This is a genomic window from Virgibacillus sp. AGTR, from assembly GCF_016919725.2.
GTDB lineage: Bacteria > Bacillota > Bacilli > Bacillales > Amphibacillaceae > Virgibacillus > Virgibacillus salarius.
Genome location: NZ_JAJERH010000068.1, coordinates 1 through 23,892, shown reverse-complemented (window position 1 = coordinate 23,892; position 23,892 = coordinate 1). Strand labels below are relative to the sequence as shown.

Annotated in this window: 23 protein-coding genes; 15 read left to right on the top strand and 8 right to left on the bottom strand. The window is 35.6% G+C overall.

The genetic code is table 11. From position 1 onward, the window contains the following. Positions 1-204 precede the first annotated feature (204 nt). The gene (locus tag JUJ52_RS18480) at positions 205-1,119 is read right to left on the bottom strand and encodes a zinc dependent phospholipase C family protein (protein ID WP_166530598.1); all 915 of its coding nucleotides are present in this window, start codon (positions 1,117-1,119) and stop codon (positions 205-207) included. A gap of 309 nt (positions 1,120-1,428) precedes the next feature. Here JUJ52_RS18480 and fumC point away from each other — a divergent pair, with 309 nt between their 5' ends. Continuing rightward, on the top strand, positions 1,429-2,814 hold the full coding sequence (gene fumC, locus JUJ52_RS18475) for a class II fumarate hydratase (RefSeq protein ID WP_121605874.1): 1,386 nt from the start codon (positions 1,429-1,431) through the stop codon (positions 2,812-2,814). Positions 2,815-2,997: 183 nt separating this feature from the next. After that, the gene (locus JUJ52_RS18470; protein ID WP_026680565.1) at positions 2,998-3,195 is read left to right on the top strand and encodes an alpha/beta-type small acid-soluble spore protein; all 198 of its coding nucleotides are present in this window, start codon (positions 2,998-3,000) and stop codon (positions 3,193-3,195) included. Positions 3,196-3,258: 63 nt separating this feature from the next. Here the strand turns inward: JUJ52_RS18470 and JUJ52_RS18465 are convergent, their stop codons facing one another. Further along, on the bottom strand, positions 3,259-4,356 hold the full coding sequence (locus tag JUJ52_RS18465) for an ABC transporter ATP-binding protein (protein ID WP_121604852.1): 1,098 nt from the start codon (positions 4,354-4,356) through the stop codon (positions 3,259-3,261). A 93-nt stretch (positions 4,357-4,449) separates the two neighbouring features. Continuing rightward, positions 4,450-5,343: a PucR family transcriptional regulator gene (locus tag JUJ52_RS18460; protein ID WP_026680567.1), complete on the bottom strand. Its 894-nt coding sequence runs from the start codon at positions 5,341-5,343 to the stop codon at positions 4,450-4,452. 160 nt (positions 5,344-5,503) lie between these two features. Here JUJ52_RS18460 and JUJ52_RS18455 point away from each other — a divergent pair, with 160 nt between their 5' ends. Both JUJ52_RS18455 and JUJ52_RS18450 read left to right on the top strand, forming a co-directional pair. Next, the gene (locus tag JUJ52_RS18455; RefSeq protein ID WP_026680568.1) at positions 5,504-5,863 is read left to right on the top strand and encodes a YlbF/YmcA family competence regulator; all 360 of its coding nucleotides are present in this window, start codon (positions 5,504-5,506) and stop codon (positions 5,861-5,863) included. Positions 5,864-6,091: 228 nt separating this feature from the next. Next, positions 6,092-6,865 carry an enoyl-CoA hydratase gene (locus JUJ52_RS18450; protein ID WP_121604853.1) on the top strand — a complete coding sequence of 258 codons (774 nt, stop codon included), beginning with the start codon at positions 6,092-6,094 and terminating at the stop codon, positions 6,863-6,865. Positions 6,866-6,956: 91 nt separating this feature from the next. On the opposite strand, the gene JUJ52_RS18445 is transcribed toward JUJ52_RS18450, so the two are convergent. Next, on the bottom strand, positions 6,957-7,142 hold the full coding sequence (locus JUJ52_RS18445) for a YhzD family protein (RefSeq protein WP_026680570.1): 186 nt from the start codon (positions 7,140-7,142) through the stop codon (positions 6,957-6,959). A gap of 697 nt (positions 7,143-7,839) precedes the next feature. On the opposite strand from JUJ52_RS18445, the gene JUJ52_RS18440 reads away from it, so the two are divergent. From JUJ52_RS18440 to JUJ52_RS18410, 7 genes are all read left to right on the top strand, one after another. Beyond that, entirely contained in the window at positions 7,840-8,739 is a 900-nt protein-coding gene (locus JUJ52_RS18440) for an ABC transporter ATP-binding protein (protein WP_026680571.1), read from the top strand. Further along, positions 8,732-9,982 carry an ABC transporter permease gene (locus JUJ52_RS18435; protein WP_026680572.1) on the top strand — a complete coding sequence of 417 codons (1,251 nt, stop codon included), beginning with the start codon at positions 8,732-8,734 and terminating at the stop codon, positions 9,980-9,982. The genes JUJ52_RS18440 and JUJ52_RS18435 overlap by 8 nt, the downstream gene beginning before the upstream one ends. A gap of 482 nt (positions 9,983-10,464) precedes the next feature. Continuing rightward, on the top strand, positions 10,465-11,691 hold the full coding sequence (locus JUJ52_RS18430) for a metallophosphoesterase family protein (protein ID WP_026680573.1): 1,227 nt from the start codon (positions 10,465-10,467) through the stop codon (positions 11,689-11,691). Between the two features lie 9 nt (positions 11,692-11,700). Further along, positions 11,701-14,643, top strand: coding sequence for an ATP-binding protein (locus JUJ52_RS18425; RefSeq protein WP_205388399.1), 2,943 nt, complete (start codon positions 11,701-11,703; stop codon positions 14,641-14,643). Positions 14,644-14,720: 77 nt separating this feature from the next. After that, the gene (locus tag JUJ52_RS18420) at positions 14,721-15,266 is read left to right on the top strand and encodes a GbsR/MarR family transcriptional regulator (RefSeq protein WP_026680575.1); all 546 of its coding nucleotides are present in this window, start codon (positions 14,721-14,723) and stop codon (positions 15,264-15,266) included. Positions 15,267-15,371: 105 nt separating this feature from the next. Then, positions 15,372-16,328 carry a 3'-5' exoribonuclease YhaM gene (yhaM, locus tag JUJ52_RS18415; RefSeq protein WP_034678769.1) on the top strand — a complete coding sequence of 319 codons (957 nt, stop codon included), beginning with the start codon at positions 15,372-15,374 and terminating at the stop codon, positions 16,326-16,328. Positions 16,329-16,409: 81 nt separating this feature from the next. Beyond that, positions 16,410-16,610: a sporulation YhaL family protein gene (locus JUJ52_RS18410; protein WP_121604856.1), complete on the top strand. Its 201-nt coding sequence runs from the start codon at positions 16,410-16,412 to the stop codon at positions 16,608-16,610. Between the two features lie 91 nt (positions 16,611-16,701). Here the strand turns inward: JUJ52_RS18410 and JUJ52_RS18405 are convergent, their stop codons facing one another. From JUJ52_RS18405 to JUJ52_RS18395, 3 genes are all read right to left on the bottom strand, one after another. Further along, positions 16,702-17,598 (bottom strand): peptidylprolyl isomerase, encoded by an 897-nt coding sequence (locus tag JUJ52_RS18405; RefSeq protein WP_026680578.1) that lies wholly within the window; start codon positions 17,596-17,598, stop codon positions 16,702-16,704. A 103-nt stretch (positions 17,599-17,701) separates the two neighbouring features. Further along, positions 17,702-17,887 (bottom strand): hypothetical protein, encoded by a 186-nt coding sequence (locus tag JUJ52_RS18400; protein WP_026680579.1) that lies wholly within the window; start codon positions 17,885-17,887, stop codon positions 17,702-17,704. A gap of 656 nt (positions 17,888-18,543) precedes the next feature. Beyond that, a complete protein-coding gene (locus JUJ52_RS18395; RefSeq protein ID WP_026680580.1) occupies positions 18,544-19,098 on the bottom strand; it encodes a DUF3267 domain-containing protein in 555 nt (184 codons plus the stop codon). A gap of 209 nt (positions 19,099-19,307) precedes the next feature. On the opposite strand from JUJ52_RS18395, the gene JUJ52_RS18390 reads away from it, so the two are divergent. Continuing rightward, a complete protein-coding gene (locus JUJ52_RS18390; protein WP_026680581.1) occupies positions 19,308-19,652 on the top strand; it encodes a DUF1878 family protein in 345 nt (114 codons plus the stop codon). A gap of 271 nt (positions 19,653-19,923) precedes the next feature. Here the strand turns inward: JUJ52_RS18390 and JUJ52_RS18385 are convergent, their stop codons facing one another. Continuing rightward, complete coding sequence (locus JUJ52_RS18385; RefSeq protein WP_026680582.1) at positions 19,924-20,412, bottom strand: GbsR/MarR family transcriptional regulator; 489 nt, start codon at positions 20,410-20,412, stop codon at positions 19,924-19,926. 360 nt (positions 20,413-20,772) lie between these two features. On the opposite strand from JUJ52_RS18385, the gene JUJ52_RS18380 reads away from it, so the two are divergent. From JUJ52_RS18380 to JUJ52_RS18370, 3 genes are all read left to right on the top strand, one after another. After that, the gene (locus JUJ52_RS18380; protein WP_026680583.1) at positions 20,773-21,972 is read left to right on the top strand and encodes a quaternary amine ABC transporter ATP-binding protein; all 1,200 of its coding nucleotides are present in this window, start codon (positions 20,773-20,775) and stop codon (positions 21,970-21,972) included. After that, positions 21,965-22,819: an ABC transporter permease gene (locus JUJ52_RS18375; RefSeq protein WP_026680584.1), complete on the top strand. Its 855-nt coding sequence runs from the start codon at positions 21,965-21,967 to the stop codon at positions 22,817-22,819. Before JUJ52_RS18380 ends, JUJ52_RS18375 begins: the two co-directional genes overlap by 8 nt. A 70-nt stretch (positions 22,820-22,889) precedes the next feature. After that, on the top strand, positions 22,890-23,795 hold the full coding sequence (locus JUJ52_RS18370; RefSeq protein WP_026680585.1) for a glycine betaine ABC transporter substrate-binding protein: 906 nt from the start codon (positions 22,890-22,892) through the stop codon (positions 23,793-23,795). The last annotated feature ends 97 nt before the right edge of the window (positions 23,796-23,892 follow it).

Here is a 23,892-nt window from a genome sequence, read left to right as displayed (position 1 = left end):
TAGTGATAAGGACTGAGCGAATTTTGCTCAGTTTTTCTTAATCTTCAAAATGAACCGTTTTCGTTATATCTCAGCCTTGTGTACATACTTTAAGGAGATATTGCTAACAAGTTACGAAAACGGAGGTATATTTAAAGGACCACTGGATTCGATAGCTATACCAGCTTTTAATGTGATTTGGGCGCTTATTTTTAAGCACTATTCTTAGACAATCGGTTCACAATATCTATTTTCTAATTCTAAATGTAATGGCTCGCCTGTATCATAAGAAATATTGCCAATCTTTTCAGTTAACAAGGTTACATATTTGAAATCATTTGTTTTCCAATAATCATATACAAGGGTTAAGATATCAATACCTTCCATTCTTGCTTGCCGGTATAGATCAAGAAAGCTTTGGTTGCTCGGCTTTTTTGTAGCTGGGTGATACCAAGTTTTTTGATTCAAATTAAGATAATCTGTATTTTCCTTGATAGGCTGATGTGAAAAAGGGGATATAAAAGATTTTAAAATTGTATTCTTCCACCCATGAGGATCAGATAATACCTTTAAAGCTAACTTCATATGGCGATAAGATTTATGAATATATGATGACGAATGGCGATTTAGCTCAGGAAAGTGCTTTTCAATCGTGTTATACAAAAGCAAGCTAATGTTTCTATCCAGAGACATACCGACATCTATTTCTTTATAAACTGGTGCTTTCCATGTTTTTAAATTATGATATTTTTCCATCATTATGGTGTCAATCAGAACTTCAAGCTTTTGATGTTTATTTTCTTCATACCCAGCTCGATAATGGATATATGGATGAGTATTTCTATCCAAGATATGATGAGTGACAAATCCGAAAACATACGCTTTTGCTTTTGCATTCATTTTTCCAGCTTCCATTAGCAAGTCAATGAGAAAGTCCCCACAATGCCTTGTATGAAGAGCATTTCCGATATTCTGTATATGCTCCTTCTTCATTCCTGGCCAGAAATTATAATAGAAAAAAGGGTCTGGACCCTGTGCACCAAGTTTCATATATGCTTCGTAATTAGAAAATGGATAAGTTTGGGTTACAGCATCTGCCACGTCCTCACAAAAGAGTATATGTGTCCATATATTTGGCATAACGAAATCCTCCTTTATGTAATGTTTTAGAAGACTTCTGTTCTGCTTTCGAAATCGTTTTAGATATGATGAATGAAAAACTATGTCTTCCCACACTTTAACTATCGTTTCCTATCTTACATATTATAAAAGAAAAGCTAGATGGATTGGAACCATAAACGCGTACAATTTTGTGTCAGTGTACAAAAAGAACAAGTAAATTTGTCAACTTGGTTGAAAATCCGTACATTCTATATATTTTCATCTGTCAATTTTCTGATACAATAGAAGGAGGTTATATGAATGAATGTACATAGGGAGGAAAGCGTAATGGATTATCGTATAGAAAAAGATACAATAGGTGAAATTCAAGTATCTGCTGATAAATATTGGGGTGCTCAAACACAACGAAGTAAGCAAAATTTCCCAATTGGTAATGAAAAAATGCCGACGGAAATAATTAAAGCGTTTGCTATTTTGAAAAAGAGTGCTGCCCATGCAAATATGGAATTAGGTTTATTAGATGAAAAAAAAGCGGAAGCAATCAATTTTGCAGCAGAACAAATTATTAGTGGGGAAATTAGTGAGCACTTTCCTTTAGTTGTTTGGCAAACAGGTAGTGGAACACAATCTAATATGAATGTAAATGAAGTTATTGCCTATGTCGGCAATAAGTGGTTAAGTGAGCAGAAAAGTGAGTTAACATTGCACCCGAATGATGATGTTAATAAATCACAAAGCTCCAATGATACGTATCCTACAGCAATGCATATTGCGTCTGTTATGAAATTGGAAGATACGGTGTTACCAGCTATTAAGACATTGAAAGATACCTTCCGCTCAAAAATGGAAACCTACAAGGATATTGTTAAAATCGGGCGTACCCATTTACAAGATGCTACACCATTAACATTGGGACAGGAAATTAGTGGTTGGCATCGTATGCTAGAAAAATCAGAAGCTATGATTAAAGAAAGTGTTCAGCATATCAAGGAGCTTGCTATTGGTGGTACTGCTGTTGGGACAGGCTTAAATGCTCATCCTGAGTTCTCTGAACGTGTTTGTGCAGCAATTAATACCTATACAGGTAAAAATTTTGTTTCTGCACCAAATAAATTCCATGCATTAACAAGTCATGACGAAACGGTATATGCGCATGGAGCTTTAAAAGGATTAGCGGCGGATATGATGAAAATTGCAAATGATGTTCGGTGGCTTGCAAGTGGACCTCGTTGTGGAATTGGCGAGATCACTATACCGGCAAATGAACCTGGAAGCTCGATTATGCCTGGAAAAGTAAATCCAACACAAAGTGAAGCAGTTACAATGGTAGTAGCTCAGGTAATGGGAAATGATGCAACGATTGGTTTTGCTGCAAGTCAAGGTAATTTTGAGTTGAATGTGTTTAAGCCAGTTATTGCTTATAATTTCCTTCAATCTTGTCAAATTCTATCAGATAGTATACTTTCATTTGATGAGCGCTGTGCCAAGGGAATCGAACCAAATTTGGAGCAAATCGATAAAAATCTAAAAGATTCATTAATGCTAGTGACAGCACTTAACCCACATATCGGTTATGAGAATGCAGCAAAAATTGCTAAAAAAGCATTTAAGGACAATGCTACATTAAAAGAAACAGCTGTTGAATTAGGGTTGCTTACTGAAGAAGAATTTGATCAATATGTGAATCCGAAAGAAATGACGTATCCAAAATAAAATGCATACTGTTTCATCAGCAACCTTTAGGCTGCCGAGAAAAATTTTCTCGGCAGTTATTTTTATCTATGAAAAATTATTATGTTAATTATATGCTTGCCAACAAATCTACAATTTACCAGTGAAAACTTATGATAAGTTTTTTGTAATCTGCTCACACTATGATTACAGGAGGTGATAAACATGGCTAACAACAGTTCAAACCAATTAGTTGTTCCTGGAGTACAACAAGCTCTTGATCAAATGAAATATGAAATTGCTCAAGAATTTGGTGTGACTTTAGGTCCTGATTCTACTTCTCGTTCAAACGGGTCAGTTGGTGGAGAAATCACTAAAAGACTTGTTCAAACTGCTCAACAACAACTAGGACCAAAAGCTTAATAATAATGGTGGAAAAGACGGGGAAGCCAATTGGCTTCCCCGCAATTTTAGTATATATAAAATTTAACGAATACGAAGCTCTGTTTCAATGTCAAAAAAGTGGGCTTTGTTCATATCAAAGGCAAGCTCAATATTTTCGCCAACATTTATATCTGTACGAGAATCGATACGTGCAATGAAATCCTGCTCTCCTATTTTAGAATAGAGGTACGTCTCAGCACCCATCAAATCAGCCACTTCAATGTTAGCTGTTATTTTAGTGTTTGGTGATGATTCAATAAATACTGGTTCATCGTGGATATCTTCTGGACGGATACCTAAAGTGATTTCTTTATCTTCGTAACCTTGGTCTCGTAATATTTTAAGCTTTCCTTCAGGTATTTCTATTTTCGTTTCTCCGACTTCCACAGTATTTCCATTTAGTTTTCCAGTGAAGAAGTTCATAGATGGAGATCCAATGAATCCACCGACAAAAACATTATCAGGGTTATCATAAACATCTTTAGGAGCTCCGATTTGTTGGATAATTCCATCCTTCATTACAACAAGGCGTGTTGCCATAGTCATCGCTTCTGTCTGGTCATGGGTTACGTAGATGGTTGTTGTTTGCAGTCTTTGATGGAGCTTTTGAATCTCTGCACGCATTTGTACACGTAATTTAGCATCTAAGTTTGATAATGGTTCGTCCATTAAGAACACCTTGGCATCACGGACAATTGCACGACCAAGTGCTACACGTTGACGTTGCCCACCTGATAATGCTTTTGGTTTACGATCTAAATAAGCTTCAAGGCCGAGAATATTTGCAGCATTCTTAACACGTTTCTCAATTTCATCCTTCTTGAATTTACGTAATTTTAAACCGAAAGCCATATTATCGTATACATTCATATGTGGATATAATGCATAGTTTTGGAACACCATAGCAATATCCCGATCTTTTGGAGCCACATCATTCATTTTTTTATCATCGATGTATAATTCACCATCGGTTATCTCTTCAAGACCAGCAATCATTCGTAAGGTTGTAGATTTACCACAACCAGAAGGTCCAACAAAAACAATAAATTCTTTATCTTGAATATGTAGGTTAAAGTCGTCTACGGCAATCGTCTTTTTATCGTACGATTTTTGAATGTGCTCTAAACGAAGTTCTGCCATTCCTCTATTCCTCCTTTATTTTTGTAAACGTTTAATTAGTTATAGTATAAAAAAAGCCTGGACAAATAGAAACAGCAAACATGCACAAAGATATTAATCTTCTTTGTGCATATTTGCTAGTAATGCTAAATATACAGTTGTGGCTTGGTGAAATTGCCGAATATCGATACCAGTCTTTTCAATAAATTTATCCAACCGATATTGCAGGCTGTTTCGATGCATATATAACTCCTTCGCAGCAACAGAAACATTTAAATTACATTGAAGGAAGGTGTGAATAGTCTGTAATAAGTCGGTGTCATCGGTGAATTCCTGTAGAATCGTTTCAGCGATATATTCTCTGAATGCTTGATCTGAGAAGCCAACCAGAATGTGAGGAATTGCTTCTTTGTAGCTTATTACCGATTTATCTGTATAGGTTAATATCCTATTAGCATAGGTTAACAAGCTCTTATACTGATGCTTAGCATCTTTATAATTCTTGGAATATGGACCAACAAAGAAGTGAATATTAACGTATAAATCACTCATTAATATATCAATAATCTGTTCGTAAGATATACTCTCCTCTGCTATGATGGGCTTCTCTTCGATAAGAATACCTTCATGTTCGTTTTCCCATATGATGGGAACGGAATAGTCGAACAATGTTTGTATTGACTCTTTAAATACTCCCGGATTTATCTGGTTTTTATTCATAGAAAAGTAAACAAAGCGATAGGGAGAAGTAATTGAAGTAGGAGCTTCCGTGAAATTTTGATCAATGATTTGCTTCCATACTTTTTCCTTTTTAGTGAGAGGTGGTCCTTGATACGGTGTTAAAAATGTACGCATTAATCGACCATCTTTTTCCGATAGTTCCTGCTTAGCAATGCCGATTTTTTCCCCATTATGTGTTAAAAACCATTGATAGGTTTCACTAACATAACCTTTTTCTTCACTATCGACAATAAGAGAAGGGAAAATATTTTTTAGTTGTTCAATCATTGGCAAACCCTCATTTTCTTCAGTGCTTTTTTTTATTATAACAGTCGAAAAATTATTTAAAAATAAATAATTGAATTGACTGCAAAATTTGAAACGCTATACACGACGTATTTCGTTTGTTATAGTAAATGAGAGTAAGAAATATGAAGGAGGATTTGTCTTGCCCAATATTTATGATAGTGCTTATGATTTAGAAAAAGCAATTCGAGAAAGTGAAGAATTTAAGAGCTTAAAAACTGCCTATGATGCAGTAATGAATGACCCATCTGCAAAGCAGATGTTTGATAATTTTCGTGATACTCAAATGGCCTTGCAAGAGAAACAAATGCAGGGACAAGAAATTACTGAAGAAGAAGTTGAAAAAGCAAGACAAGTTGTTGAATTAGTTCAGCAGCATCAAGATATATCTAAATTAATGGAAGAGGAGCAACGCCTTAATCTAGTTATTAATGATGTGAGCAGAATTATTACAAAACCTTTAGAAGAACTCTATGGTACATCAGAGGATAAAAACGAATAATAAGTTAAAAGCTGCATGTAGAGCGTAGAAAAAGTGTATTTTTCTACGCTCTTTGACGTTTATTAATTAAACTGTTAGCATCCAAGCTTTTAAAACGGTGAGCAAACATGAAACTCCTTTTACTGAAATTCCTTTCCATTTAAAAATTAAAGTAATATTGCTAAAAGCAGGATAATCGGTAGATATTAGCGAATGGTTACATATAGAAATCAGAAAGGGGTAAAGAAGATGGGAGACACGATTATATACGAAAGTAGAGATTGCATTTCATATATTTACTTCAACAGGGCAGCACGTTATAATGCACTAAATGAAGAAATGTTGGAAGAACTGTTACAAACTATAAAAGAAGTTGAAAAAAATGATGATGCAATTGTGATTCTTTCAGGAGAAGGAAATGCGTTTTGCTCTGGTGGAGATATTTCAATGATGAAGGGTTTTTCAGATAAATCGTACTTTGATAATATTATGGAAATGATTGAACAAATTGTATTGAAACTATATATGATGCCTAAAATTATTATTTCATCTATACATGGATCGGTAGCTGGATTGGGTTTAAGTATTGCTTTAACTGCTGACTTTGTTGTTGCACAGAAAGAGGCAAAATTAGGCATGCTATTTATTGGTGTAGGACTTGTACCTGATGGCGGTGGTCATTTTTGGTTACAGGAACGGCTTGGTACACAGCAAGCAAAGCAATTTATTTGGGGATTAAAACAAGTGGATGGGATAAAGGCAAAACAAATGGGGTTGGTTGACATTACAGCAGAGGATAAAGCGATGCCTCATGCGACTAAGTTGGCCAATCAACTATTAGAAACACCATTAGCTGCCATGCTGCAAACCAAAATGATATATCATTCCAAGCAAAAGGAAGTATTACGTTATTATTTAGAAGAAGAGAAGCAATCGCAATGGGAACTACGAAACACGGAAGATCATCAGGAGGGGGTTAAAGCCTTTTTGGAGAAACGAAAACCGGTATTTAAAGGGAAATAAGTACATGTTGAAACCGACTTTCTAGTTATAGAAAATCGGTTTCGTTGTGAAAACAGAGCTTATGGATCTTTGAAGAAAAAACGGCGGGAATTTATCGATGAAATAATATTAATTTAGCCTCTGGAGTAACACAGCGATGTGTATATTCAAGGTAACCTCCCTCTTCTAGTTTAGCTGTTCCAATTTCTTTTGCTTCATCATCACTAGCGGCGGTATATGTTTCATCCAATAGCTTTTCACCTGAACGGTTAAATACAGTTAGTGTATAGTTTCTCATAACATATGCTCCTCCTTGAAGTAACTTACTTATATATATTCGACAGGACTGCGTAAATTCCTTCATTAAAACCCCTTTTCTTTAACGTGTAAGTAGACTTGATAATTTAAAAGATTAGTATGTATACTGTGTGTAAATTTTACCTTATTATAAGGTGAAATAGCTAACTTTGAAAACATAGATCCGAGAAAAACGGGAGGATTAACGGTTACGTAGGGTGGATTTAGTATAAAAGTCACAAGTTTCCCGATGAGCAAATATTTTAAGAGAGAAAGGTGAAATTAAGTTTATTATTACTACTTGCGAAGATATTTGATTGAATTTTATATTTGATAGGGATGATAGGTGTTAAAGGAGGATTTCTCGCTAATCGAGCAGGACTCTGATATCTATTTGGTACAGAGTGTTATTCCACATATGGCATTAAGGTTCTTACTTGAAGCAATCATGTGAAACCAATATTGGGGGATAAACCAAACCCCCAATTGATTGAATTTTCACTATTACAAGAAACTAATCAACTTAAGGCAAGGCTTTAGGATAGCATGTAATATATATTTTCTCTTGGTTTATAGTCATGTTATTCGTAGGATGTTGCACATTACGTTTCTGCTTTCGTAGCAAAAGCTCAGGCTAAAATGAAACAATTAACCATTTGGATCGTAGTACAGATTAAAGAAAAGGGGGAAGGGTTTTAATGACGCTAAAAATAGAAGATGTGACAAAGCGATTTGGCTCACATACGGCTGTAGACGCACTTTCTTTAGAGATCCCTGAAAAGGAAATGTTCGGCTTCCTTGGGGGAAATGGTGCAGGTAAGACGACAACATTTCGAATGATATTAGGCTTATTAGATCGAACAGAAGGAAATATTTCTTGGAATGGTGAAGCCATACATTATGATAAAAGTCATTTAATAGGGTATCTCCCAGAAGAAAGAGGACTATATCCAAAGCTAACCGTTAAAGACCAGCTTATTTATTTAGGAAAGCTTCGTGGTATGAAAAAAATTGAAGTAGTAGATAAACTAACGGGATGGCTTGAACGATTCAAGATACCAGAATACATGAATAAGAAGGTGGAAGAGCTATCCAAAGGTAATCAGCAAAAAATTCAATTCATCTCATCCATCATTCATCAACCTAAATTAGTTATTTTAGATGAACCGTTTTCTGGACTTGATCCGGTCAATGTTGAAATGCTTAAAGAAGCAGTAATCGATTTAAAAGACAAGGGAACATCTATAGTATTTTCTTCTCATCGCATGGAGCATGTGGAAGAGCTATGTGAGCATCTCTGCATTCTTCATAAAGGAAAGCAGGTTGTTCAAGGGTCATTACAGGATATTAAACGCTCATATGGTAGGAAAAATTTAATTATTCATGCATCGTTTCCATTGGATTTTCTGCAAAGTTTTCCTGGAGTGGTGACCTATAAGAATGTAATGGAAGGTTGCCGCTTACAAATAGAAAGTGAAGCAATTTCGCAGGATATATTTCAAGCGCTGCAAGGAAAAGGATTTATTCGTAAATTTGAATTAGAAGAACCTTCGTTAAATGATATTTTCATAGAGAAAGTGGGTGCGTCTTATGAATAAGTTCTGGATTATCCTTGGACACACATATATGACTCGAATTAAAACAAAGTCATTTATTATTACCACCTTACTTTCGTTACTATTAATTATTGGCCTGGTGAATATTCAGTCCATTATAGACATGTTCTCTAATGATAAAGCAGATCAGATAGTCGTTATCGATGATTCCAATGAACTTTTTGAACCGTTGAATGAGCTTGTAGAACAATCGAATGAAAAAGTTGAACTAACTTCCTATAATGGAACGGTAGAAGAAGCAAAGCAGGCAGTACAGAATGAGGAATATAAGGCATTTATAAATTTATCGATCAATAAAAAGCAATTACCCGAAGCGACCTATTATGCAAATAATGTATCGGAAACAGGAAATCAGCTGTTTATAGAGCAACAACTCCAGCAATTGAAGGTATCCTATGCGACGGAACAAGCAGAGATTGATGCAGCTACATTAGCGGAGATTAATGCCCCGGTATCCTTTCAAACAGTTGCACTAGATAAAACGGCAAAGACAGATGAAGAGTTAAATCAAGCACGGGGAATTGTTTATGTGATGATGTTCGTATTATATATGGCAGTCATCATGTATGGAAACATGATAGCTACTGACGTAGCGACAGAGAAATCGTCAAGGGTGATGGAAATTTTAATCTCAAGTGCGTCACCAGTCACTCATATGTTTGCTAAAATTATTGGAATCGCATTGTTGGGATTGACTCAAATTGGTTTACTGCTCGTAGTCGGTTATACACAAATTCGTTCAAAGCAAGATGAGCTTACGGAGGGAGTCTTCACGTATTTTGGAATTGGTGACATGTCTATATCTATTTACGTGTATGCCATTGTATTTTTTATCTTAGGGTATTTACTCTATGGAACCCTTGCAGCTATGCTTGGTTCATTGGTGAGTAGGATTGAAGATGCACAGCAGTTAATTATGCCGATGACTTTTTTAATCATGATTGCTTTCTTTATCGCAATCTATGGATTAAGTATGCCAGAGTCGAGTTTAGTACAAATTACATCGTTCATACCATTTTTCTCACCTATAATTATGTTTTTAAGAGTTGGAATGCTTGATATACCTGTTTGGGAGGTAGCTTTATCTATCGGTATACTTGTAGCCACGATAGTATTATTAGCATTACTAGGTGCAAAAGTTTATAAAGGCGGAGTGCTGATGTACGGTCGATCCAGCTCTTTAAAAGATTTTAAAAAGGCAATCGCGCTATCAAAAAAAGAATAAATGTTAATCGTTTGCCTATTGATAGACCTTTACTTGTAGAAAACCTTTACGTTTTCTACAAGTTTTTTTATAGTCCAGGAAATTATAAAATTAGCCCATGTGGATAAATATGGGCCTGTTGAGCCGCGTCCAGCTCCGGCGCCCAGAAACGAGGTAACTTCACGAATCGCCCTGACGATAAGTCATCATCGGCTCGCAAGCACACCGTGCTTCCTTAATCTCCGTTGACTCGCTTCAGTTGCTACGTTGCTAACAGGGCGGTTACGCTTTTGTTCATGTTAGAAAACCCCTGGCTATGCCGGGGGTTCATACGCTCGTTATTCATTAAGACGGTAAGCTAACAAATCGTTTGCCATCTTGAAAAGCTTTGTAAGCAGCAGAAATTGCTTGATTATACGGACAGCTATCTTTTTGTATGTAATTAATCGAACGTGCATTCTATTCGGTTGTTTGCTAAAATGAAGAAAGATGGAGGAATTTATATGTCAAAGCAATTATCGTTTATTCATGCTGCTGACTTGCATTTGGATAGTCCGTTTAAAGGATTAGCAAATACACCTGACCCTATATTTAAAGAGGTGAGGGAGAGTACATTTGTAGCATTAGATAACTTAGTACAAGCCGCTATTAATCAACGTGTTGATTTCGTGTTAATCGTTGGAGATTTGTTTGATAATGAAAAACAAAGTTTAAAAGCTCAAATACGATTAAAGAAAGCATTTGAAAAATTACAGAATCATGAAATTTATGTTTACATGTCTTATGGAAATCATGATTACATAAATGGGAATAAACATCCTGTAGCCTATCCCGATAATGTATATATATTTTCAAAGGAAGAGGTTCAACCTTTTCCGTACCAACGAAATGGAGAGGTATTAGCTTTGATTTACGGTTTTAGTTATGAGAATCGTGCTGTAGTAGCAAATAAAGTGAATGAATTTCAAATAACCGATACTTCAGTTCCATTTCATATCGCAATGCTACATGGAAGTGTTCAAAGTAATACAGAACATGATAGGTATGCGCCATTTCAAGTACAAGAACTATCTGAAAGGCACTTCGATTATTGGGCGCTTGGTCATATCCATAAACGACAAATTTTAAAAGAAACTCCTGCAATAGTCTATCCTGGAAATATCCAAGGCAGAAATCGAAAAGAAACAGGGATGAAAGGTTGTTATCATGTTGTATTAAATGAAGGAACGACTGATCTGGCTTTCATTCCACTGCAAGCCATTCAAATTAATCCACTTGTTGTTAATGTATCCCCATGTAATTCCGTACATGAAGTGGAATCGGTATTAATGGAGCATGTAAATAATCTTACCTATTCAACACCACAATTAATTGATTTAACTTTAATAAGTACGGATCAACGAATAACTAAATGGCAACAGGATGGTAGGATGGAAGAAATGATGGAGTTAATAAATGAGGCAACGATACAATCATCGGTTTGGAGTTATATTTTTCGATATAGCGTGAGTAAAAAGGTAGCTAGCTTTGATCGAGAATTATACAAGGGAGATCATTTCATTAGTGAATTACTCTATGAAATTGACAATCAATCCATTCAACCGTTTATTGCCGAAATATATCAACAGAAACGTGCTCGTAAATTTGTGGAACGATTAACAATAGAAGAAGAGATGGCATTGAAAACAGCTGTTAAAGAATTACTTATTTATGAGCTATTAAAGGAATGAGGGAAGAGCGTGAAATTTGAACAAGCTACCATATTTGGCTTTGGTAAATGGGTAGACGATACGATCGATTTTTCAAACCAACAGGTAACGTATATTTATGGAGAAAACGAATCAGGCAAATCAACCTTACATACTTTCATTCTTTTTATGCTTTTTGGTTTACCACCTAAGCAACGAGAGTTTTATCGACCAAAAACGAGTGGGAAAATGGGGGGAAGACTTACCGTTGTTGATAAGGGAGTACGATTTACTATTGAGCGATTTCATGAAGTACGAAATGGTGCTGCTGTTTGTTACACTGCTGATGGCAATGAAGAAGAGGAGCAATGGTTAAAAGAACGTTTAAAAGGAATGAATTATGCTATCTACCAATCAATCTTTTCATTTTCTGCAAATGATTTAGCTACTATAACAACGATGAAAGAAGATGATCTGGGGGATGTTATTTTAGGCATTGGTATGACGGGCTCTACGAATTTGTATACCGTTGAGAAGCAATTGGATTCTAAAATAGGTGAGTTATATAAACCATACGGCAAAAAACCAGCGATTAACCAGCAATTAAGTAATTTACAGCAAATGCAAGAACGTTTAGATAAATGGAAAAAATCGGAAGGTTCCTATCGAAATAAGAAATTAGAAGCTCAGCAAATAGAAAAGGAACTACAGGCGCTTCGAATTGATTTAGAACAAGAAACGGCAAAGCGAATTAAGTTGGAAAAGAAGCATCATGCTTGGCCAATTATTCAGGAATATCAAGCAGTTATGGAACGGTTACAACACTTACCTGAAGTGTTAGCTTTTCCGGAGAGTGGCAGAGAGAGATTGGAAAAGCAAAAAGAGTTGTTACTACCACTTAAAAGTGAAAATGCAGTTTCACATGAAAATATACGTCGGTTATCCGAAACGATTCATTCATTAGAGGAGAGAAAAGTAAACGAAGTTATTATACAGGAAGCAAAGGATTTATTAGCGGATAAAGCTTCTTATGAAGCGTACCAACAAGAAAATAACAGACTGCAGGTTGCATTACAAAAGCAACAGCTACATATTGAAAAAACGTTAGAAAATCTAAACATTTCTTTAAATGAAGAAGACTTACAAAACACTCATCTATCCTTTCACACAGAAAAGCATTGGAAGCATATAAAAAACGACTTGGATAAGCTTGATCTTGAAAAAGAGCAATTAGATATAGAACGTAACCAACTTAACAAACAGCGAACGATCTTATGGAATCAAATAGATACTGGAAGAGAAAATCTTTATCCAGAGAGAACAATCGATGAATGGCAACATCAGTTGAAATCTGTTAAGCATTCGGAAATGCTACAGCAAATAAACCATGTTCAAAACCAACGAAGTAAAGACTGGCAGTATAAGAAATTAATGAAAGAAAGAAAAGCAAAATACATTGTGTTAGCAGCAATTTCAGCAGCTTTGATTTGTTTACTGGTCGCAATAACAATAGAACGAAATTTATTCTTGGTAATTGCTATGTTTGTGTTGATGACAGGTGTAGGTCAATGGTTTTGGCAAAAAAAATCAATAGCTGAAATTGATCATATGCTACATTCAGAAAAACCGCAGCCAAGTAATAACGTCACGGAGAAGGAATGTTTAGAATTAGAAAGTAAGCTTGAACAGCAACAGCAGTTAAAGAATGAGATTCGGTCATTACAAGAGCAGCTAAAAACAACCGAAATATCCTTATTACAATGGGAAGAAAAACAGTTCCAGCATATGGAAAGATATCAACGGATCGAAAATCAAATGAAGGAACAACACGAACAATATCCCTTTTTACAGGAGATTAATCCGACTTACTGGCCGGAATTTTTCCATGAACTAAAAAATAGTATTAGAATGTCGAAGCAATTGCAGGAATATAGAGACAGAATTACGGAAAATCAAGAAGCATTAGAAAAAATGTCAGATAGAATATCAATGTTTTTATCAAAAGTAAATCGGGATGGGAAAGGTAAACCCATTAAACAGCAGTATGATTGGATTATGCATATCGTTGAGGAAAACGATGAAACGATAAAGCAACTAGACTTTAATCAGCAACTACTTCAGGAGACAATGGAAAATCAATATAATCTGAATGAAAAAATGAAAACCTATGAACAAGAAATGGCAAAGTTATTTACAATTGCCGAGGTTAATTCAGAGGAGGATTTCTATAAGAAGGCCAAAATAGTAGACGAAAAACGTACCTTAACTAATAGCAGAGCAAAGCTGGAAAGTCAACTCTCTGCCTTGTTTAAGGCTACTACTTGGCAGCATTATACGCAAGAGGACATGGATGCAGATTCCTTACGAATGGAGTTAGAGCAAACAAAAGAACGCATAAGCAATTTAGAAGAAGCTCTAGAAAAAGGCAGACAGACTTTGGCAGATCGTAATGCCATGATAACCTCAATAGAAATGTCTGAAGAATATTCAGATTCCATACATCTTATAGAGCAAGATAAGGAAAAACTAAACCAGTTAGTAAAAAAATGGGCTGTTATGAAAACGGCCAAAGAATTACTACTCAGAACGAAGCGGTCTTACCGCGATAAATATTTGAGCGAAATTATCGAGGAAACGTCATTATTTTTTGCAGAATTGACCGGAAATCGATATCAAAAAGTATATCCTCCATCACAGGATGTTCCGTTTAAGGTAGAGAGAAATGATGGCACGCGCTTTACGATAAAGGAGTTATCACAGGGAACGATTGATCAGTTATATGTTTCCTTGCGATTAGCGATTAGTAGTAGTATGAGTGAAAGGCATGCACTACCGTTTATGATAGATGATGCATTTGTCCATTTTGATTCTATTCGTACGCAACGTATAATAAACATTTTAAATCGTATTGCTAAACAGCAGCAAGTCCTTGTTTTTACATGTAAAAAAGAAATGGTTGAAGCTTCAGAAAATAAAAGTTATATACATCTATGAAATTCTGTTCGCATTAATTAACAAATAATGATAAACTATTTGCAGATTATATATATATGCAGGTGGAGGGACATCCATTGCCAGAGGAAAATGTATCAAAAGATTGGGAATTATATGATGAGACAATAGAAAAATTCATTCAAGTCATTGCTAAAAATATGAATTTATATGGTATCACATCTTCTGTTGGAAGATTATACGGTGTTTTATATTTTGCAGATCAACCGATGACGTTGGACGATATGCGCGATGCCTTAGAAATGAGTAAAACAAGTATGTCTACAGGTGTTCGATCATTATCTGATATGAAGATGGTTGAATCAACATTTAAGAAAGGCATACGAAAGGATTTGTATCAATCAGAAGAAGATTGGTATAAATCATTTACTTCATTATTTGGTAACCGTTGGCGCCATCATACAGAGACAAACATCGAGGAAGCCGATGAAGCTATTGCGGAATTGGAAAAGATTTATGAAGAGACAGATGATGAAAACCTAAAAAATAAAATAAGTAAAGATATTGAACGTCTACGATATGCACAGAATTATTATGAATGGTTAATGAAGTTTATTCAGGTAATTGAATCCGGAAAGATCTTCGACTATATTCCAAAACATTAATGGACAACGGAGATTGACAGATAAATGGGCTTTGGCTATTTAATGTCAGTCTCTTTTTGTTTAGATAATCTAGAACAGGCACGAATATCTAAGGGGGAGAATCAAATGAATAGTGACCTTAAAAAAGGAATTGGCCAAGTCACCATTGGCGATTCCTATGATGGATTTCTACTTATAAGAGAAGCTACAAAAGGATTAACAAGTAATGGAAAACCTTTTTTGACACTTATACTAAGCGACGCAACGGGAGAGATTGAAGCAAAGCTTTGGGATAGTACAAAAGAAGATGAAGCCACCTTCATTGCTGAACAAATAGTGAAAGTCTCAGGAGAAGTGAATCAATTTCGCGGAAAAGCACAGTTGAAAATTTTGTCATTACGTCCTGCACAGCCTACAGACGGTGTACATGTTTCTGACTTTATAGAAAAAGCACCTATTGAAAAAGATAGATTAATAGAGAAGTTAACAGAAGCTATATTTGAAATGCAAAACCCTACGTTACAACGAATAGTTCGGGCTTTTATAAAGAAGTATCAGGAAGCATTACTCATCTATCCAGCAGCTGCTAAAAATCATCATGACTATGCATCAGGCTTAGCCCACCACATTGTGAGTATGCTGGCAATTGCGAAAGAAATGCATAAATTATATCCAGAATTGAATAAGGATTTACTGTATGCGGGAATTATCCTCCATGATATTGGTAAGGTCAAAGAATTGTCTGGTGTTGTGACAACGACATATACGCTCGAAGGTAAATTACTTGGACATATTCCCATGATGGTAGAGGAAATTGGAATGATAGCAAAAGAAATGCAGATTGAGGGAGAGGAGGTTGTGATCTTACAGCATCTCGTATTAAGTCATCACGGAAAACCAGAATGGGGGAGTCCAAAGCCGCCATTAGTTCGTGAAGCTGAAATATTGCATCTTATTGATTTATTTGATGCTAAAATGAATATGCTTAATCGGGCACTTGATAAAGTGAATCCAGGGGAATTTACGGAACGGCTATTTGCTATGGACAATCGTTCATTCTATAAGCCGTTATTTGAAGAATAAACAGAAATGAAGTTACGGGCATTTTTTTCATGTTCTTTTCATATATATTTTGTAGAGAAGATGGACAAGGAGGCCTAAATGATGATACTAGGAGTGCCTTGGTGGGTATTCGTAATGATCATATTTATTTTTCTAAGCGGTTTTATGGCATTTCGAGCAATGCATGCCGAGAAAAAATTGGAGCACCAATTTATTGAAAAAGAGGGAAAGGTGTATATGGATCGTTTACGGGCAGAAAGGGAAAGGAAGCAAAGGCAGGAGCAAGAAAAAGAAACATCTTAATTAAGGGCTTCTGTTTAACAGAGAAATCTTGACATATGGTATGCAAAAGGACTAGTCCACGAATTGTGACTAGTCCTTTAAAGTTTGAAAGTTATCCTTTAGCTTCGGTATCCTCTTTAGATTCCTTTGCTTCTTCCTTTTCGAACATATCCTTATATTTATCAATCTTCACTTCAATGTCTGCATCTTTAAGAATATTATCAATTTTCTCTTGCGCTTTTGTTGCATCCATTTTTTGTGATAATAGTTCACGACGTAAATCTTCTTTTACATCTTCATATTTCCCAATATTTTCTTCTTTATCACGAATATCATTTACTTTAATGATATGGTAACCATGTTGGGTTTTAACTGGATCACTTACTTCGCCCTTTTTCATGCTATAAGCAGCATCCTCAAATTCGGGTACCATTTGACCTGATGAGAAGTAACCAAGGTCACCACCCTGTTCGGCGCTCCCAGTATCAGTAGAATATTCTTTAGCTAACTTTGCAAAGTCACCACCGTCATCAACTTTCTTTTTGACTTCTTTTGCTGTTTTTTCATCTTCTACTAAGATATGCTGTGCTTTAATTTCAGTGTTTTTTCGTTCATAAAGATCTTTTAGTTCTTCTTCTTTAATGTCTACATCTTCTGAGACAGCAGCTTCTTGAAGTAGACTGATTTTGATGACACTACGTAATGCGTCTTCACTGCCAAATTGCTGTTGTACGGCAGCGTCAAACTGATCACCAAGCTGGTCTTTCATTTTCTTGATTTCTTCATCTACTTTGTCATCGGATACATCGTACTTATCTTCAAGTACTTCGATAGTTACCATTTCTTGAAGAATCTTTTCACCATAACGATCTTTTAATTCTTGGTAAAATTCTTCCTTTGTCACATCTCCTGCGTTAGTTTTCACGACCGCTTCATCGTCACCTGAGCTACATGCTGCAAGTGTGAATAATCCTGCAGTCAATGTGACAGCAATTGCTGTTTTCTTCATACATGAACACTCCTAATCTGCTTGTACAATAATCTCCCCTAACAATAAATATAACATATTAGGATATAAAAAATACAGCCTTATATGAAACAGTAGGGTGTGCTTATACCATTACATTCATTACTCGTACGTAGGAACACACAAGTAAGACGGTTACCATAATGTTTATAACTCGAAACATTTTTCCTTGCTTTAAGGTCTCCATTTCCATTTTTAGACAGAATTGATGCGTTAATGAATTAAAAATAAGTAATATAATAAATCCATATAAGAGAAAGATAATATTCATCGTAGGACCCCCTTGTCGTACTTAACAAACAACTTGTTTTTCTCCTCTATAATTACATTCTACAATATCCTATTCATTACTGTATCAAAAGATTAACATTCTGAACAGAGAAGAATATTCTAAGTTTCAAGAAAAAAGGAAAGAGGATGGGACAAATTACTATAAATATGTATAATCGTTTTATTAATATAGGTATCATCGCCATATCCTGAGAAATATACTCGCTTTCCGTAGATGGCCTCAACTAAGTTGATAAAGGAAAAAGTTACAAGTGGTCATCGGACTTGTGCTGTTCCCGTAGGGTTACGAAGACTTCGGAAGCAATACATCACTCAGAGAAGAAGCGCGCTTCTTTTTCAAAAGATAAGAAATCATAAAATTTGTTCATGTGGGCGTGCTCCAACTCTGGCGCCCAGAAACTAGGTGACTTCACGAATCGCCCTAATCTAAATCATCATCGGCTCGCAAGCACACCGTGATGCTTTTATCTCCGTTGACTAGCTCCAGTCGCTACGTTTCTAATCGGGCGATTACGCATTTATTCAGGAGTCAGATGCTAAATCATTTATTTTAATTAAAAAAGAACTATAATTAATATCACAACTAATTATAGTTCTTTTTTATTGTTTCTTATTTACTTTTGTCTCAGAAGAATCTTAGTGTTGATGCGCTCTTATTAAAATATCAAATCCATTACCATCTTCTCTATTTTCTATTAGTGATCGCTTAGGTGCTTTCCAAAGATATGCTACATAAAGTAAATCAATAAATGCGATACCGATATTGGCCGACGTCAATATGATAATATAGACAGAGTAATCGATAAAATAATAGCTTGCAACTAGCCCAGGTATCGTAATTAAGATAGTAGGTGCTAGCGCAACTAATAAATATGCTTTTTTTGTTAAGTGATATTTCGTATAATAATAAAATACAGGAAAAACGTTATATTTCATCTTAAAAATTACTTTTATTCGTTTATTCATCAGGATCAAAGGAAGTATATGCATACATGAATGAACTGTCGGTAACAGCACAAGCAATAGCAGGAAAGGAATAATACCCTGTTCATTCACTTCATTTGTTCCTTGGGCCAATGTAATAGGTACATAGAGAAAAATAAATGAGAGTAAGGCAGTTAAAAAAGACACAAGGTACAAACGACTTTTGCCAAATTCTTTTGCAAGGTTGATTGATTTCCAGCAATTCATTTTTGATCCCTCCATCATGCTTCTTAGAAGTTTTTATCCTTCAAGAATGATAGTACGATTAAAGGGAAAAATCAATACTTTTTTTATACTTTTTTTGGACGTTAAGAAAAGTTTATAATACAAGTAAGGACATGCTGCTATAGATCGTTTAATATTAAGCCTATGTAAGGTAGACGTAAAGCGTGCTAGTAGGGGAGGAGTATGATAAAGTGGGCACTTTCAATGAGGCTGAGACAGCAGCTTTTCATTTACAACTACTTTCCAAAATAATTGATATGGATGAATATCCATTTACGAAATTAGTGATTGAAAGAAATTTAACAAGAGAAGAATTTGCTATTCTAATGGAGCGCCTCGAGAAGCTTAACGAACAATATGAAGCACAAAAAGAAGAAGGTCTGATTCATTTCTCATCATTACTTATTCATTTTGCAGGTATGTTAACAGAAAAGCTTGAACCGGATAGTACGATTAATGCGCTGCAACGAGAAGGCTTCTACCCCTCTCTCATGAATGAATTTATTCGTATAATCAAACAAAATAATAAGGGTTAGAAAAGAAGATAATGTACTGAAATTATCTTCTTTTTTATTGTCTGGAAACTATAAAAATTAACATGTGGATAAATATGGGTATGTTGATCCGCGTCCAGCGCAAGCGCCCAGAAACTAGGTGACTTCATGAATCGCCCTAATCTAAGTCATCATCAGCTCGCAAGCTCATCGTAATTCCTTATCCCCCGTTGACTTGCTCCAGTCGCTACTTTTGTTCTGCTATAAACAATGGTCCGCGATTATTTCTTTTCATGCTTATTGCACCTAAATACTATTCCTGCTTCATCTCGCGAAATAAATCCTCGACTTGCTGATGGAACTGTATTAAATGATGTAACCTTGATTCCATATGAAGATAAAGCTTAGCATTGGAATCAGAATCCTTTCCTTCTTTAATGATGTCATTAATATCTTCTAGAGATACTTTTTGCTGATTCGCTGCATCTATCCATTTGCTAATATAGGAATTCATAAATGACTTGAATAATTGCGTATGTGCTTCATAAAGATCTTTTCTGACCCCTTTTTTCCAAACACGTGTTACAAGATTCTGATCTGAAAGTGAGCGTATGCTCGTACTCATGGAAGTTTTGCTTTTTCCGAGGGCTTCAGCCATTTCGTCTAATGTTTTTGGCTTTTCTGATAAGTATAAAAAGGCAAACAATCGTGACTCTAACGGGGTAAATCCGAACATCTCTACCGTTTTTGAAAATTCCAACATGATTTTATTGGTGATTATTTCTGTTTGAGGTCTATTCATAAAATCCTCCTAAAGCCTTGATATATCAAGATTACACTAATTACCCAATGATTAAAAACTGTTTATCTACTAGTATTTTAAAGGAAATCGGAGGTATACAAAGCAAATTTAATGTAATGTTCGTACAGTATAAACTGTACAAAAAATATATACAAAACTAATAGAATTTAAAGTTTGTATTGTATCTTTAAAATCGTTATAGTAGATAAAGTAATTGAATAATTTGTTCGGAGCTCGTGGAAATCTATATAACATGCAAGATAGTTTTGCACGCGTATTTTTGTGTAGCTATCCTGATAGAAAAGTATTAGTCCCTTCATCATGGGTCATGGGCTGAAATAGAAAAAAGAGGTGAATGAATTGCCAGTAATAGAAGCGAAAAATCTATCAAAAGTTTTCGGTAAAAATCCGAAGCAAACGCTAAAGCTTCTCGATAAAGGTTTGTCAAAGGATGCCATCTTAAAAGAAACAGGCAACACAGTAGGGGTGAATCGGGCGTCCTTTTCTGTTGAAGAAGGGGAAATCTTTGTCATTATGGGGTTATCTGGAAGTGGTAAATCAACATTAGTACGGCTAATCAATCGCTTGATAGAGCCTACTGAAGGAACCATTATGATAGATGGAGACAATTTAGCAACGATGGATAAAAAATCATTGCGCGAAGTCCGTCGAGAAAAGCTAAGTATGGTATTTCAAAAGTTTGCATTGTTTCCACATCGTACCATTCTAGAAAATGCTGAATACGGTTTGGAAATTCAAAAGGTTCCAAAGGAAGATCGTAAGAAAAAAGCGCAGGAAGCACTAGAGTTAGTAGGTTTAGGAGATTATATTCATCAGAAACCAAGTCAGTTATCAGGTGGAATGCAGCAACGAGTTGGTCTTGCTCGAGCATTGGCTAACGATCCTGAAGTCCTTTTAATGGATGAGGCTTTCTCTGCATTAGATCCATTAATTCGTAAAGAAATGCAAGATGAATTACTAGATTTACAAACGACTATGCAGAAAACGATCTTGTTTATTACGCATGATTTAGATGAAGCATTACGGATTGGAGATCGGATTGCACTCATGAAGGATGGATCAATTGTTCAGATCGGAACACCTGAAGAAATCTTAGTCAATCCTGAAAATGATTATGTTGAAAAGTTTGTTGAAGACGTTGACCGTTCAAAGGTATTGACTGCACAGCATATTATGAAACGCCCAGAAACAGTAAACATGGAGAAGCATGGTCCACGTGTAGCTTTAGAACGCATGCGCGAAGAAGGATTATCTAGCATTTTTGTAGTAGATAGCAAGCGTAACCTGAAAGGCTATATAACCGCCGATGATGCATCAGAAGCTCGCAAAAAAGAAATTAATAACTTAACAGAGGTTTTGAAGAATGATATTCCGAAAGTCGAAAGAGAAACCCCGATGCATGAGATTTTTGACATTATCCATGATTCACCAATTCCAGTAGCTGTAGTGGAAAATGAAAAATTAATTGGAATTATTGTTCGAGGTGCAGTTCTTGCTGCACTATCCAGTGATGGAGAGGTGAATTTAGAAAATGCTTAATAATGTATTAGATTTTGTTCCAAAATTACCGATTGCAGAGAAAACGAAAGACGCAACGGAATGGATTACGGAGAAGTTTTCCTTTTTATTTGACCCGATCAAAGAACATTTCGGAAGTTTTATGGAGAGTACATCTGAATTTCTAATATCTGTTCCGCCGGTTATCATAATTCTTTTAGTTGCAGTTATTGCATTCTTTATTTCCGGTAAGAAATTTGGTCTAGCTACTTTTTCGATTGTTGGACTTTGGTTTATTTATAACCAAGAATTATGGGAGCACTTAATGAGTACCTTTACACTTGTATTACTTGCTAGTATTTTATCGGTAATTATTGGTGTGCCTGTAGGAATTCTGATGTCAAAAAGTAGAATAGCATCAGCAATTATTACGCCGATTCTTGACTTTATGCAGACAATGCCAGCCTTTGTATATTTAATACCGGCTGTTGCCTTTTTCGGAATTGGTATGGTCCCTGGTGTTTTTGCATCACTGATTTTTGCAACACCACCAACCGTTCGATTTACAAATTTAGGAATTCGTCAAGTTTCTCAGGAATTAGTTGAAGCTTCCGAGGCATTTGGTAGTACAGGAGCACAAAAGTTATTTAAGGTAGAATTACCAATGGCAAAAACGACGATTATGGCAGGGATAAACCAAACCGTGATGCTTGCACTATCTATGGTAGTTATTGCTTCTATGATTGGTGCACCTGGGCTTGGTAGAGAAGTACTATCTGCATTGCAACGAGCTCAAGTAGGAACTGGTTTTGTTGCTGGAGTGGGAATTGTAATTCTTGCGATTATTATCGATCGAATTACTCAAAATATGAATAAGCAAAAACAATAACCTATGTTGGTATCTTTTCTAATGAAAAGTTTCCATATATAAATTTTAAATAAAAGGGGAGATTAGCATTATGTTTAAACGTAATTGGAAACGCCTTGGTCTAGTAGCAGGGCTTTCATTATCATTATTTGCAGCTGGTTGTGGCTCTGATGATGAGTCAACAGGTAATGGTTCTGATGAAGGAACAGCTTCTGAAGGTGAAGCAAAAGAAATTGAATTAGCTTATGTTGAATGGGATTCAGAAATTGCTTCTACACACGTCGTTGGAAAGGTTTTAGAAGATCAAGGCTTTGATGTGAAATTAACACCACTTGATAACGCTGTAATGTGGGAAGCTGTCGCAAATGGTGAAGCAGACGGTATGGTGGCTGCGTGGTTACCAGCAACACATGCTGACCAATATGAAGAATATGGTGATCAAGTAGAAGAACTTGGTACAAACCTTGAAGGTGCAAAAATTGGATTAGTTGTGCCTAAATATATGGATGTAAATAGCATTGAAGACTTAGATGCACAAGCCAACAAAACGATTACTGGTATTGAACCAGGAGCTGGTGTTGTTGGAGCCGCTGAACAAGCCTTAACAGATTATGACAATCTGAAGGGATGGGAAGTACAAACCTCATCTAGTGGAGCAATGGCAACGGAATTAGGTTCAGCTATTGAAAACGAAGAAGATATTATTGTTACTGGTTGGACTCCACACTGGAAATTTGCTAAATATGAATTAAAATATTTAGAAGATCCAAAAGGTACATTTGGTGAAGCAGAAACCATTGATACGATGGTTCGTAAAGGGCTTAAAGATGATATGCCAAATGCATATAAAATTCTAGACCAATTTAACTGGACTACTGAAGATATGGAAGCTGTAATGCTTGAAATTTCTAACGGAACCTCTCCTGAAGATGCAGCTGCTGCATGGGTAGAGGAAAACCAAGAAAAAGTAGATGAATGGGTTAAAGGAGTAGAATAAGTAAAATGACAAGGGGCTGGGACATAACTAGCCCTTATGAAGTTAAAAAAGATTCCAGTTATCAAAAAATGATAGCTGGAATCTTTTTTGTTATAAA